Source organism: Halomonas eurihalina (assembly GCF_008274785.1).
In the GTDB taxonomy this organism is placed as follows: Bacteria; Pseudomonadota; Gammaproteobacteria; order Pseudomonadales; family Halomonadaceae; genus Halomonas; species Halomonas eurihalina.
This window is the reverse complement of record NZ_VTPU01000004.1, coordinates 13915-27184: the sequence shown is the minus strand read 5'-3', so window position 1 is coordinate 27184 and position 13270 is coordinate 13915. Positions and strand designations below refer to the sequence as shown.

The 13270-nt window shown below is 66.8% G+C and carries 13 protein-coding genes; 7 read left to right on the top strand and 6 right to left on the bottom strand.

Annotated elements, in window-relative coordinates; genetic code table 11:
- Together FZZ93_RS05300 and FZZ93_RS05295 are read left to right on the top strand one after the other, a co-directional pair.
- Positions 1 to 993, top strand: coding sequence for an amidoligase family protein (locus tag FZZ93_RS05300; protein WP_149321293.1), 993 nt, complete (start codon positions 1 to 3; stop codon positions 991 to 993).
- A complete protein-coding gene (locus FZZ93_RS05295) occupies positions 993 to 1661 on the top strand; it encodes a gamma-glutamyl-gamma-aminobutyrate hydrolase family protein (RefSeq protein WP_149321292.1) in 669 nt (222 codons plus the stop codon). Before FZZ93_RS05300 ends, FZZ93_RS05295 begins: the two co-directional genes overlap by 1 nt.
- Before the next feature lie 273 nt (positions 1662 to 1934).
- On the opposite strand, the gene FZZ93_RS05290 is transcribed toward FZZ93_RS05295, so the two are convergent.
- Positions 1935 to 2366: an OsmC family protein gene (locus FZZ93_RS05290; protein WP_149321291.1), complete on the bottom strand. Its 432-nt coding sequence runs from the start codon at positions 2364 to 2366 to the stop codon at positions 1935 to 1937.
- Positions 2367 to 2535: 169 nt separating this feature from the next.
- On the opposite strand from FZZ93_RS05290, the gene FZZ93_RS05285 reads away from it, so the two are divergent.
- Positions 2536 to 3420: an aldo/keto reductase gene (locus FZZ93_RS05285; RefSeq protein ID WP_149321290.1), complete on the top strand. Its 885-nt coding sequence runs from the start codon at positions 2536 to 2538 to the stop codon at positions 3418 to 3420.
- Here the strand turns inward: FZZ93_RS05285 and FZZ93_RS05280 are convergent.
- Genes FZZ93_RS05280 through FZZ93_RS05270 form a run of 3 tightly spaced genes read right to left on the bottom strand, consistent with a single transcriptional unit; the run spans position 3417 to position 5303 of the window.
- Positions 3417 to 4076: an FMN-binding negative transcriptional regulator gene (locus tag FZZ93_RS05280; protein WP_149321289.1), complete on the bottom strand. Its 660-nt coding sequence runs from the start codon at positions 4074 to 4076 to the stop codon at positions 3417 to 3419. The two genes, FZZ93_RS05285 and FZZ93_RS05280, sit on opposite strands and share 4 nt — an antisense overlap.
- Before the next feature lie 12 nt (positions 4077 to 4088).
- Positions 4089 to 4844 (bottom strand): GNAT family N-acetyltransferase, encoded by a 756-nt coding sequence (locus tag FZZ93_RS05275; RefSeq protein ID WP_149321288.1) that lies wholly within the window; start codon positions 4842 to 4844, stop codon positions 4089 to 4091.
- 12 nt (positions 4845 to 4856) lie between these two features.
- The gene (locus tag FZZ93_RS05270; RefSeq protein WP_187774465.1) at positions 4857 to 5303 is read right to left on the bottom strand and encodes a GNAT family N-acetyltransferase; all 447 of its coding nucleotides are present in this window, start codon (positions 5301 to 5303) and stop codon (positions 4857 to 4859) included.
- Positions 5304 to 5395: 92 nt separating this feature from the next.
- Between FZZ93_RS05270 and pdxR the strand changes: the two genes are divergently transcribed.
- On the top strand, positions 5396 to 6880 hold the full coding sequence (gene pdxR / locus FZZ93_RS05265; protein WP_149321286.1) for a MocR-like pyridoxine biosynthesis transcription factor PdxR: 1485 nt from the start codon (positions 5396 to 5398) through the stop codon (positions 6878 to 6880).
- 22 nt (positions 6881 to 6902) lie between these two features.
- On the opposite strand, the gene FZZ93_RS05260 is transcribed toward pdxR, so the two are convergent.
- Positions 6903 to 7460, bottom strand: a complete 558-nt coding sequence (locus tag FZZ93_RS05260; RefSeq protein WP_149321285.1) for a DUF1415 domain-containing protein — start codon at positions 7458 to 7460, stop codon at positions 6903 to 6905.
- A 156-nt stretch (positions 7461 to 7616) separates the two neighbouring features.
- Between FZZ93_RS05260 and FZZ93_RS05255 the strand changes: the two genes are divergently transcribed.
- The gene (locus tag FZZ93_RS05255; protein WP_342780094.1) at positions 7617 to 7904 is read left to right on the top strand and encodes a YdeI/OmpD-associated family protein; all 288 of its coding nucleotides are present in this window, start codon (positions 7617 to 7619) and stop codon (positions 7902 to 7904) included.
- 64 nt (positions 7905 to 7968) lie between these two features.
- On the opposite strand, the gene nfi is transcribed toward FZZ93_RS05255, so the two are convergent.
- Positions 7969 to 8649, bottom strand: a complete 681-nt coding sequence (nfi, locus tag FZZ93_RS05250; protein ID WP_149321283.1) for a deoxyribonuclease V — start codon at positions 8647 to 8649, stop codon at positions 7969 to 7971.
- A 75-nt stretch (positions 8650 to 8724) separates the two neighbouring features.
- Here nfi and FZZ93_RS05245 point away from each other — a divergent pair, with 75 nt between their 5' ends.
- Together FZZ93_RS05245 and FZZ93_RS05240 are read left to right on the top strand one after the other, a co-directional pair.
- On the top strand, positions 8725 to 9954 hold the full coding sequence (locus tag FZZ93_RS05245; protein WP_149321282.1) for an exonuclease SbcCD subunit D: 1230 nt from the start codon (positions 8725 to 8727) through the stop codon (positions 9952 to 9954).
- Entirely contained in the window at positions 9951 to 13265 is a 3315-nt protein-coding gene (locus tag FZZ93_RS05240; protein WP_149321281.1) for an AAA family ATPase, read from the top strand. Before FZZ93_RS05245 ends, FZZ93_RS05240 begins: the two co-directional genes overlap by 4 nt.
- The last annotated feature ends 5 nt before the right edge of the window (positions 13266 to 13270 follow it).

Sequence of the window (13270 nt, the reverse complement as noted above, 5' to 3'; positions counted from 1 at the left end):
ATGACGCCGCAACCGCCACCCATCCTTGATAACGTCAACGGCCAGGCTCGACGGGTCGGCGTCGAGATCGAGTTCGCCGGCCTGCCGCCGAGGGAAACGGCCAAGCTGGTCCAATCGCTGTTCGGCGGCGAACTCGATGTGATCAGCGCGCATCGACTCAAGCTCAAAAATGCCCGATGGGGCGATTTCGGCATCGAACTGGACACCCAGTATGCCCACCCTGACCACGAGCGTCTCGACGCCGAGGCCTACCGCGACAGTGAATGGGAGCGCATGCGCCAGGACTTCCATGCCCGCACTCGCGAACTGATCGGCGATGTGGTCACCGGGCTGGTGCCCACCGAGATCGTCTGCCCACCGGTTCCCTGGAATGAGCTCGACGAGCTCGACGCCCTCTTCGATGCCCTGCGTCGACATGGTGCCAAGGGCACCGACGCCAGCCTGCTCTACGGCTTCGGCCTGCATCTCAACCCCGAAGCCCCCAGTCTCGAGATCGACGATATCCTGGCCTGCCTGCGCGCCTATCTGTTGACGGCACGCTGGCTGCGCGAGCAGATCCATGTCGACATCACCCGGGAAGTCCTGCCCCACGCCAATCCCTTCTCGCGAGCCTACGCGCTCAAGGTGCTGGACCCGGACTACCGGCCGGACTTGCGAACGTTGATCGACGATTACCTCGAGCACAACCCGACTCGCAATCGCGAACTCGACCTGCTGCCGCTATTCGCCTATCTCGACCCGGAGCATCCCCACGAACTGTTGAGCGACCAACTGGTCCAGCCACGCCCGACCTACCACTACCGTTTGCCCAACGCCCAACTCTCCGAGGCTGACTGGGGCTCCAGCCTGGAGTGGAACCGCTGGCTGGAGGTCGAGAAGCTGGCCGCCTCGCCGGACACCCTGGCCGAACGCAGCGCCGAGTATCTCGCGCGCCACCGTCCCGCCTGGCCGCGCCGCTGCTGGTATGCCCTGCGTCGGAGGCTGGCGCGCTGATGGCCAGTCGCCCGTTGATCGGCATCACCACTTCGGACCGCAAGAGCCGCATTGCCTGGTGGTTCGACTGGTTCGCCGTCTGGCGTCACGGCGGCCAGCCGCTGCGGCTCTCGCCCACGCGGCCCGTGCCGGCGCACCTCGACGGGTTGATCATCGGTGGTGGCGACGATATCCAGGCTCACCTCTACGGCGCCGAAATGCACCTCGATGTGCGCGTCGACCCCGAACGCGACGAGCTCGAGCTTCAACTGCTCGAACGCTTCATACCCAGCGGCATCCCGGTGCTCGGCATCTGCCGCGGCGCCCAGCTGATCAACGTGCACCTGGGCGGCACCCTGGATCCCGACATCTACACCAGCCACGAGGGCCTGAAGCCCCGGCGCACCGTGCTGCCCCGCAAGACCGTGGACATCGTCGGCGCCAGCCAGCTCAACCGGATCCTCAGGGTCACCTGGTGCCGCATCAACAGTCTGCATCACCAGGCTGTGCAACGGGCCGGCGAAGGTATCGATATCGTCGCCCGGGACCGTGACGGCCTGGTCCAAGGCATCGAATCCCGTCATCACGACTTCCTGATCGGCGTGCAGTGGCATCCCGAGTGGCTGATCTTCAATCGCCCCCAGCAACGCCTGATCCGGGCCCTGATCGACGCCGCCCGCCGGCCCTGAACGCACGAAGGCCACCCGGAGGTGGCCTTCATGGTCATGCAATGGGTATTTCAAGCCGTACTGAGAATTTCCTTCAAAGCTCAATGGGTAGAGGCGGGCTTTTCCGGCGACAAACCTTCGCGAGGGCGCTGTGAACCCTTCCCTGGGCGCTACATCCGCCATACATGGCGGATGACCCTCGCTCCGTCTTATCCCCGGCACCCGCTGCCATTGAAAGTTCGGAAGTACGCTCCAAGCAGTATCTGGAAAGTCTCTAAACGTCGTCGAGCGCGATTACGAGTCCAGTTTGGCGTCCAGCGTAATCTCCGCCTTGAACAACTTGGAAACCGGGCAGCCCGCCTTGGCCTTGTTGGCGGCATCCTCGAAGGCCGCCTGATCGGCGCCGGGCACGCTGGCACGAGTCTCCAGGTGAATCGCGTTGATGCTGAATCCATCCGCATCCTGCTCCAGGGAGACCGTCGCCTGGGTGGCGATACGCTCTGGGGTATAACCCGCCTCGCCCAGAATCATCGACAACGCCATCGAATAGCAGCTGGCATGGGCGGCCCCGATCAGTTCCTCGGGGTTGGAACCGCCCTCACCCTCGAAACGCTTGGCGAAGCTGTAGGATACCTCATCGAGCACGCCACTCTGGGTGGACACCGTGCCCTTGCCATCCTTGAGACCGCCCTGCCAGACGGCGCTTCCGTTCTTCTTGATGCTCATGTCGATTCCTCGCTGTTTGGGTTGGTCGCAGTATCGCTCCTACACGATAGACCATGAGGATGACCGTCCCGGGAAACAAGCCCGTTGCATCCCGAAAGGCCAGCAACCAGAATATATGGAAAATTCTTCCAAAACCATGAATAACCACAATCCATCAGGAGGATACGCCATGACGACTCCGCCCCGCGTCAGCCTCGCCGAAACGCCCCATGAACCTGCCATCGAGCTGCCTGCCATCGGTCAGGGCACCTGGTTCATGGGCGAAGGCCTGGCACCTCGCGCCGACGAGGTACGCGCCCTGCAGCAAGGACTGGACCTCGGCCTGAAGCTGATCGACACCGCCGAGATGTACGGCGACGGTGGCGCCGAGGAAGTCGTCGGCGAGGCATTGCGTGGCCGACGGGACGATGCCTTCCTGGTTTCCAAGGTCTATCCCTGGAATGCCGGACGCGACAGCGCCATCGCCGCCTGCGAGCGCAGCCTGCAACGCCTGGGCACCGACTGTCTGGATCTCTACCTGCTGCACTGGCCCGGCGGCATTCCGCTGGACGAGACCCTGGAAGCCTTCGAGCGACTGCGCGAATCCGGCAAGATCCGCCGTTTCGGCGTCTCCAACTTCGATATCGACGACATGCAGGCATTGAATGCAACGCCGGGCGGAGGCGAGTGCGCCGTCAACCAGGTGCTCTATCATCTCGGCTCACGAGGCATCGAGCACAGCCTGCGGCCCTGGCAACGCGATCACGGCATGCCGCTGATGGCCTACTGCCCGCTGGCCCAGGCCGGTCGCCTGCGCCGCCAATTGCTGGATCACCCCGAGGTCACGGCACTGGCCGCCGAGCGCGATCTCACTCCAGCCCAGTTGCTGCTGGCCTGGGCCATCCGCCCGGTGGATGGCAAGCGCGATGTCATCGCCATACCCAAGGCCGTGCAATCGCAGCACGTGCGCGACAACGCCGCCGCGCTCGGGGCCTCGCTCGACGACGACGCCCTGGCTCGGCTCGATGCCGCCTTTCCGGCGCCCGAGGGCAAGGAGCCGCTGGATATCGTCTAACCCCTTGTCGGCATGCCGCCGAGACAGGCGGCATCGCCATCATCGTAGCCGTACTCGTCGCGCAATCCCCGGTGAATCGCCCGGCGCTCCTCGAGCGGCCGGTGCTGACTGGCCTTGCGCTTGCCTTCCAGGCGTTCGACACGGATCTCGACCCCAACGATGGCGCGGCACATCGCCGCGATATAATCGTCGGGTGCATCGCCAACCCGCCAGGGCCGTTCCCGCTCGCCTTCGAAGCGTGCGGTGAGCGCCGTCACCAGCTCGTGCAACCAGCGCGCATCGTCGATCAGGCGCAGCCTGCCATGCGCATGCACCACCTGATAGTTCCAGGTCGGCACCACCTTGCCGTGCTCCTGCTTGGCCGGATACCAGCTCGGCGTGATATAGGCCTGGGGACCATGGAAGATCGCCAGCGCCTCGACGTCATCGGCGGCGCCGCTTTCGAGATGCCGAGCCAGCGGATTGGCACGGGCAATATGGCCACGCAGGACATCCGATGAGCTCTCGCCCTCCGTCGGTGCCAGCAGCAGCGGCAAGTGATCGGCACCCAGCTCGCCGGATACGTCACAGGTCACCAGCGTGGCGAAGGGCGCGGTCTCGATGGCCCGATGGCATTCGGCGCGCCCGTCGAGGCGGAACTGGGGTGGCTGATACATGGCGGCTCACTCTCAAGGTCGGGAATTGGCTGGTTGCAGGGCGGCGGTCATCGATGAAAGCGAGCGGCGCTGGCGCCCCGCGGCATCGAAGTTCTCCGGCGCCAGCCAGCGGCGATGGCACTCGCGAATCGCCGGCCATTCGCCATCCAGCACCGCAAACCAGGCCGTGTCGCGGTTGCGCCCGGCGACGACCCGATGCTGGTGAAAGACGCCCTCGAAGCGAAAGCCGAGCCGCTCGGCGGCACACCGCGAAGGGGCGTTCAGCGCATCGCACTTCCACTCGAGACGCCGATATCCCTTGTCGAAGGCATGGGCCATCATCAGCATCAGCGCCTCGCTGGACATCGGGGTACGCGACAGGCGCGGCGAGAAACTGAGATGGCCGATCTCGATGCGTCCATCGACCGGCACGCTATTGAGATAGGCCGCCAGGCCCACCGCCTGCCCATCGGCGAGGTCGACCACGGCATGGCAGAGCAACTCGCGGTCCGCCCCCATGCTCGCCAGCCAGGCCCGACAGCCAGTCTCGTCGTCGAACGGGCGGCCACCGAGATAGGTCCAGCGGGCACGCGCCTCATGGTCGTTGCCAAGCGCCGGGGCCGGCTCCCGCCATGCTTGCCACAGCGACTCGGCATGGCGGCCGACATCCAGAGGTTCCAGTCGGCAGAAGCGCCCTTCCAGGCACTCGGCCTCGAGCGCCGACGGCGCTTTCCAGTGAGCGAGTTCGGGACCGACCGGCTGACCGTAGTCATTGATGTCATGCGTCATGCAATCGCGCTCTCAGACCGCCAGCAGGTAGGTATCGAAGGCCTCGTCGCGCTGCCAGCCAAGCGCATGGTAACGAGCCTTGGCTGTTGCATTCTCGACCTGGGTGCGCAGCATCAATTGCGCCACGCCATGTTGACGGGCCAGCTCGCGAGACGCCTCCAGCAAGGCGCTTCCGGCGCCCCGGCAACGCGCGTCGGGCATGACGAACAGATCGTTGAGAATCCAGCGCGACGCCAGGCCGGTCGTCGAAGGCACCGGAAAGAGTTGCGCGAACCCAACGGCTCGGTCGTTTTCATCCAGGGCCAGCAGCACGTGCGCATCGCCCTTTGCGAAGCGTTCGTTCATGAAGCGGCGGGCGCCGTCGACATCGCCGGGTTGGCGATAAAACTGGCGATAACCGTCGACCAGGGGGACCAGGTCGTCGAGATGGGCCTCGGTGGCAGGGCAAATCGTGATCATGGCAAGACTCGCTTTCGGGCATGACGAAGCCTCAGTCTGGCGACATAATGGTTCCCCAAGAAGAACCAGTTCTGGCGACATACGGGGAACCAGTGACCGACTCGAACCCGAATGCCCATCGACTCTGGATCCAGGAAGCGTTGAACCTTCAACTGGCCGAGCCGGACGAGCGAACGCTCGGCCAGCGCCTCTACGACGCCCTGCGCGGCGGCATCCAGCAGGACCACTTTCCCCCGGGAAGCGCCTTGCCCTCGTCCCGCCAGCTGGCGAGCGAACTCGGCATCGGACGCAACACCGTGCTCGGCGCAATCGACCGGCTCATCGCCGAGGGGTTTCTGGTATCGCGCCCGGGGGCCGGCGTCTTCGTCGCCGACTGGCAATGGGAGCCACGGCAACGCCCCGCGGTTCAAGCGACACCGCCCGTGGCCCTCTCTCGCCGCGGCGAGCGCCTTCTCGATTTCGCGACTGCCGCACCGAGCGCGCAGTACACTGCCTTCGCCCCCGGTGTTCCGGCACTGGACCGCTTCCCGCGTGAACGCTGGCAACGCCTGCTGCGCCGTCACCAGCAGCGGGCGCCCGTCGACTGGTTCGATTACCGGAATGAAGGCGGCGTGAGCGCTCTGCGCGAGGCGCTGTGCGATTATCTGCGGCTGTCGCGTTCGGTGCGCTGCCAGCCGGAGCAGATCCTGATCACCCAGGGCGCACAGCAGGGCTTCGAGTTGATCGCGCGGCTGCTCGCCGACGCCGGAGACAACGTCTGGCTGGAGGAACCTGGCTACGGCGGCGCCCAGGCCTGCTTCGCCTCGGCGGGACTGACACTGCAGCCGGTGACGGTCGACGACGAAGGCCTGAACGTCGCCTCGCTTCCCGCCGGGACGCCGCCACCCAAGCTGATCTACGTGACGCCGTCGCACCAGTATCCGTGTGGCGCGACCCTGCCGCTGTCGCGCCGCACGGCGCTGCTGGGGCTCGCCCGGCAGCATGGCGCCTGGATCATCGAAGACGACTACGACAGCGAATTCCGCTACACCAGCGCGCCGATCGCCTCGCTACAGGGGCTGATGGACAACGCTCCGGTGATCTATGTCGGCACCTTCAGCAAGGTGCTCTATCCGGGGCTGCGACTGGGCTACCTGGTCCTGCCGCCATCGCTGGTGGCCACCTTCCAGCGCGTCAATGCCCGCCTGCACCGGGAGGGCCAGTACGTGGCCCAGGCGGCGCTGGCCGACTTCATCGACGAAGGGCACTTTTCCCGTCACGTGGCGCGCATGCGCAAGTGCTACCGAAGCCGCCAGACGGCACTACGCCGCGCGCTGGCGCCGGCAGTTGCCCGGGGGCTCGAACTCTCGTCCGGTCACGCGGGAATGCACCTGGTCGCCTACCTGGCCAGCCATGAAATGGAAGGTGAACTGGTCCGGCAAGGACAGCAAGCCGGACTGCGCTTGTCGCCGCTCTCCGGCTATTATCTGCGTGCTCCCGGCCGGCCCGGGCTGGTTCTCGGCTACGCCGGCGCCGCGGAAGCCGAGATCGAATACGCCGGCCGCTGGCTCAGCGACGCCTGGCTCGCCCTGGCATGAGCGAGATGCTCACCGCCGAGGATTATCGCCCGGCACCTCGTAATGCGGCCAGGGAAGCGGCCAGCCGCTCGGTGCCCAGCGCCTGCATGCGGGCCTCGTTACGCGCGGGGATGCCTTCGGGGTCGGGATAGTGGGCCAGGGCGCGCTCGAGCCCGGCCTCGCGAATCAGGTGCCACATCGGCCAGGGCGAGCGATTGGTGAAGTTACGCGGTGCATCTTCGGTCTCGCCCTCGAACTGATAGTCGGGATGAAAGCTCGCCAGTTGATAGACACCCTCGTAGCCCTGCTCCACCAGCAGCGCCTCGGCCAAGCCCAGCGCATCCAGATAATCGTCGAAGTCCGCCAGTCCTTCGCTCAACACCAGCAGGGTCGTCTCGGTCTCGGGATGCACGTCGAGATGCCAGCACTCCTCCATCAGCCGCAGCAGGGCCGCATCGAGCTGATTGGCCTCCAGCACCACGTAGCGAATGCTGTCACGGGCCACCTCACGCCCGGCGAAGGGGCAGACCTCATGGCCGACCACGAAGGACTCGACCCAATAGCGGGTGGCGGCAAGCGGATCGTCGATATGTTCGGTCATGGTCGGCTCATCAGGAAAATCGAGCCGCAGTATAACTGGTGGTTTATCTCTGCGCAGGAGGAAGCCCCCGCGTCCCGGGACCGGTCGTTGTTCCGGGGTTTCGCCGCTGGCCGATGATCGTCCCCGGATCTACCCTGACAGGATCGCCATGAACCGATGATCCACGCAATGAGCCCTCTTGAGTCCAACGCCGCCATCTCCACCGGTGTCGTGCACGATATCCCCGAAGATTTGCGACAGAGCCTCGTCGATGACGAATCGGCGTTGGCGCGATGGGAGGACATTACGCCCATCGCGCGCAATGAATGGATCTGCTGGGTCGAAGACGCCAAGAAACACGAGACGCGACTCCGCCGCATCTCAAGGGTGAGTTCCGACCTCAAGGCGGGAAAGCGCCGCCCATGCTGCTGGCCCGGCTGCCCTCACCGAAACAAGGGGAAATAGCCTCAACCCAGGTGCCTTTGGCGCCCCATGCCACTGCGGAACCACCCGCCGAAAGCAACCTCATCTACCCTCGCCGCGACGCCAGCCGATCCGCCAGCCGGGTCGGTTCGGGCAGCTTGGTGCGTCCCAGACAGGCCATCGCCCAGTCCAGGGCCGAGGGCAGCGAAAGGCGATGTCCCGGCGAGACGAACACCGGCTTGACGTTGGTGCGGGAACGCAGCACCGCGCCGATGGTGTCCTCGCCATGCTTGAGTGGCGTCCAGTCGCCCTTCTCGTTTCCCGGTTCGGCGTGGCGGCCACACAATCGCGACTTGGCGATACCGAGGGTCGGCAGGTCGAGCCACAGCCCCAGGTGGCTGGCCACGCCCAACCGGCGCGGGTGAGCGATGCCCTGGCCATCCACCATTACCAGTTCCGGCTGCGTCGTCAGCCTTGCGAAGGCGGCCAGGGCCGCCGGTACCTCGCGAAACGACAACAGGCCGGGAATATAGGGCATGCGCGTCGGCTCACGGTGTACCACCTGCTCCACTACCTCGAATTCGCCGGTGGCAACCGGCGGCCAGGCCAGCACGACCACCGCCGCCCGCGTGATCTCACCGCCCTGCTCGAAGCCGATGTCCACGCCGGCGATCCGGCTCACCGGACCCAGACGATCCTCGAGCTCCACCCGGCCGGCCAGCCGCTTCTGCAACTCGATGGCCGCCTGTGGCGCGAGGTTCCAGTCATGCAAGGGAGAGGGGGACATTCGAGCTTCCTGATTCATGGCCGTCACTCGGGTTAGACTATGACTCTTGATATGCGATGAGCCACCGGGGCGCCAATGCTGAAATTGATCCACACCGCCGACTGGCACCTGGGCCAGAGCTTCCACGGCCAGGAGCGCCACACCGAGCATCATGCCTTCCTCGACTGGCTGCTCGAGACCCTGGTCGAGCGCGAAGCCGATGCCCTGTTGGTCGCCGGTGACATCTTCGACGTGGTCAATCCCTCGTTGCGCGCCCAGGAGCTCCTGTACGACTTCATCGTTGCCGCTCACGAGCGCCTGTCGCAACTGGATATCGTGCTGATCGCCGGCAACCACGACAGCGGCAACCGCATCGAGCTGCCCGCTCCGCTGATGCGCCGCCTGCGCACTCATGCGCTGGGCCGCGTCGTGTGGCACGATGACGGCGAGCTCGACGCCGACCACCTGCTGGTGCCGCTCACCGACGCCGCCGGCGCGACACAGGCCTGGTGCCTGGCGCTGCCCTTCCTGCGGCCTGCCGAGGTCACCGGTGGCGACGCCGACGACTATGTCAGCGGCATCTCGAGCGTCCATGAACGACTGATCGACGCCGCCCGCCGGCGTCGCGAACCCGGCCAGGCGCTGGTCGCCATGAGTCACGCCCACCTGCATGGCGCCACCGTCTCCGAGGCCAGCGAACGGCCCATCGTGATCGGCGGCGAAGAATCGATTTCCGCCGCCCTCTTTCCCGACGACATCGCCTATGTGGCGCTCGGCCACCTGCACCGTGCCCAGCAGGTCGGCGAGCCGCGTATCCGCTACAGCGGCAGCCCCCTGCCACTGGATTTCAGCGAGGTCGACTATCCCCACCAAGTGGTGGAGGTCAGCCTCGACGGCGAACGATTGACCGGCAGCGAGGCGCTCCACGTACCGCGCCCGGTGGCCATGCACCGCCTCGGCCCGGCACCGCTGGACGAGGTACTCGCCGAACTGGATGCCCTGGTCGATGACCCGACCCTGCCCCGCGAACGCTGGCCATGGCTGGAAGTCACGGTCGCGCTCGACGCTCCGGTGCCCGACCTCCGCGCGCGAGTGGAAGCCGCCCTGGAAGGCAAGGCCCTGCGCCTGCTGCGACTCTCGCGCCGCCTGCCCCAGAGCGAGGCCGATACCACCTCGACGCGCGTCGACCTGCAGACGCTCGGTCCGCGCAAGCTCTTCGAGCGCACCTGGCGCGAGCGCTGGGACGCCCCGCCCGACGATGACGTCCTGGCCGACTTCGATCGCCTGCACCAGGAAGTGCTCGACGACCCGGAGGCCGGCGCATGAAGATCCTCGCCCTGCGACTCGCCAACCTGGCCTCACTGCCCGGCCCGCTGGAGCTCGACTTCACTGCCGAGCCGCTGGCCTCGGCCGGCCTGTTCGCCATCACCGGTCCCACCGGCGCCGGCAAGAGCACCCTGCTCGATGCCCTGTGCCTGGCGCTCTACGGCAACACGCCACGCCTGCGTCAGGCTCCCAACCGTGACAGCCAGGTCGACGACCCCTCGGGCCAGGCACTCACCACCAGCGACCCACGCACCCTGCTGCGCCGGGGCACCGCCAGCGGCCATGCCGAAGTCGACTTCGTCGGCCGCGACGGCCACCGCTACCGTGCCCGCTGGGCGGTGCGTCGCGCCCGCGACAAGGCCGACGGCCGCCTGCAGAGCGCCGAACAATCGCTGCGCGATCTCGACGACGACCGCCTGCTGACCACCCAAAAGCGCGAATTCGAGCGCCTGCTGCCCGAGCGCCTGGGCTTGACCTTCGAGCAATTCACCCGTGCCGTGCTGCTCGCGCAAAGCGAGTTCGCCGCCTTCCTCAAGGCCGACGACAACGAACGCAGCGACCTGCTGGAGCGCCTGACCGGCACCGCCGAGTACTCGGCGATCTCACGCGCCGCCTACCGCCGGGCCAGCGAGGCCAGAAAAGGCGTCGAAACGCTCGAGTCCAAGCTCGCCGACGACCTGCCCGCCGAGGAGGAGGCCCGCGCGGCGCTCAAGCAACAGGCCGAGACCGCCCGTCAGGCCCTGGCCGACCTCCAGCAACAGCAAGCCCGGCTGGACGACCGCCAACGCTGGCACGACACCGACGCTCGCTTGCGCGAGGCGCTCATCGAAGGCCAGCGACAGCACAAGGATGCAAAGGCCGACTGGCAGGCACTAGCGGATGCCCGCGCCGACCGACAGTGGCGCCAGTTGATCCTGCCGCAGCGTCACCGCCTCGAGCGCCAGGCCGCGCTGCCCGACGAGATCGCCACGCTCAACGCCCGCCACCACGAGACCCTCAAGGCCCTCGAGGCGGCGGAAGCGACACACCACCAGGCAAGCCAGACTCATACTGAAACCGAGCAAGCGCTCAATGCAGCCCAGGAAGCGCGTCGTCAGGCCGAGCCGGCGCTGCGCGAGGCCCGGGAACAGGCCCAGCAGCTCGCCGGCATCGAGCAGCAACTCAAGCGAGACGAGGCAACCCAGGCCGAACGCCAAAGGCAAGGCACCGAGCTCGACAGCCAGTACCGGAACGCCAGGGCCGCACATGACGAGCGCCGCCGGCAACGCGACGCCTGGCAGGCAACGCTCGCGCAGTTGATGGGCGATCACCAGCACCTGGAAGATGCCCGTCAGGCCGCCCAGCAGCTTCTCGACCGGGCCGCCCGGCGCCGCCTGGCCCTGGACGAGCTGACCAGCCGCTGGCAACAGGTCAGCCACGCCGCCGAGGCGCACCGACGACTGACCGAACAGCGAAACAACGACGAACGCCGCCTGGCGAACCTGCTGGAACAGGGCCAAAGCGCCCGCCGGCGGCTCGACGAAAAGCACAGCCACTACCTCAGCGTCGCCACCGTCATCGAACGCAGTCGTGCCGTACGCAGCGAAAGCGTGGCGATGCTGCGCGAGGGCCTGCGAGACAACGAACCCTGCCCCGTCTGCGGCGGCCTCGATCATCCCTGGCGCCATCAACCGCCGCCGACGCCGGAAGCCGCCCAACTGGCCGCTCAGCAGCAGGAGGAAGACCGCCAGTTGAGCGAAGCGCAGGAAGAACGTGACCGGGCACAACAGCAACGCGACCATCTGGTCGGTGAATATCGCGCCCTCGAGGCTGCCCTCAAGCAACGCCAGCAAGACGCTCGCGCGGCCGAGCAACAGCTCGACGAGGCGCGCCAGGCCCTGCACGAACATCCCCTTCACGCGGAACTCGCGGCCATCGACGAAACTCGGCGCGATGCCTGGCTGGCGGAGCAGCGAGCTGAAAGCGAAACCCGCCGGGCGCATCACCAGCAGGTACTGGACGACCTGACCAGGGCCGAAGCCGAACTGGCGCCTCTCGACAAGGCGCTGCAGCAGGACGAACTCGTCCTCGCCCGCCTCGGGACCCAGCAAGAAGCGCTCGACAAGGAACTGGCCGAGCTGGCCGAACGGCTGCCGCCGCTAAAGGCGCAACGCGACGACCTAGCGCGTCGGCTCCAGGCCCGGCTCGGCGAACACGCCTCGCCGGACGCCTGGCAGCAACACCTCGACGATCGGCAGGCTCAGGCCCATCAATCCCGGGATACCGCGCTGAGTCAATTGCATGACGCCAGGCAGGAAGTGCAACGCCTCACCCAGCAGCGCGACCATGAGCGCCAGCGCCTCGACGCCTTGCACCGGGAGCGTGACACCCTGGACGGCGAGTTGGCCGAATGGCGCCGGGCCCACCCCGAACTGAACGACGCCAGCCTCGCCCGCTTGCTGGATCAATCCGACGACGAGGTGAAGCGCCAGGAGCAACAACTGGACACCGCCGAGCGAGCGCTCCAGCAGGCCGACGCCGCCCTCGCCGAGCGCCACCAGGCACTGCTCGCCCACCGCCGCGACCAGGCGCTGGACACGGACGACGCAACCGATGAAGACGACACGACCCTGCAGGGAGACAGCATCGAGGCAAGAATTCGCGAACGACGAGCGGCGCTGGCCAGCGAACGTGAGGCCCTCGCCCCCGCTCTGGAGGCCGCCCAGCAGCATCGCGACGAGACCCAGCATGCCCTGCGCGACGACGACCGCAAGCGAGCGCGCCAGCAGCAAGGTCAGGCCGAACTGGAAACGGCCCGCGCCGAATATCGCCGTTGGGGACGGATCAGCGAGCTGATCGGCTCCGCCGACGGCAAGACATTCCGACGCATCGCCCAGGCCTACAACCTCGAACAGTTGCTGGAACATGCCAATACGCACCTGACCGGCCTCAGCCGACGCTATTGCCTGGTGCGCGGCGGCAGCGAACTCGGCCTGCTGGTCGTCGACCGCGACATGGGCGACGAACGCCGCTCGGTGCACTCGCTCTCCGGCGGCGAGACCTTCCTGGTCTCGTTGGCCCTCGCCCTGGGGCTGGCCTCGATGGCCTCCGGCGAGCTGACCATCGAATCGCTGTTCATCGACGAAGGCTTCGGCAGCCTCGACCCCGAATCCCTGGCACTGGCCATGGAAGCGCTGGACGGCCTTCAGGCCCTGGGCCGGCGCGTCGGCGTGATCTCCCACGTCCAGGAAATGCACGAACGCATCCCGGTGCAAATTCACGTCGCCCCCATCGGCAACGGCACCAGTCGCGCCACATTGGCCAGTGCTTGAGCGGA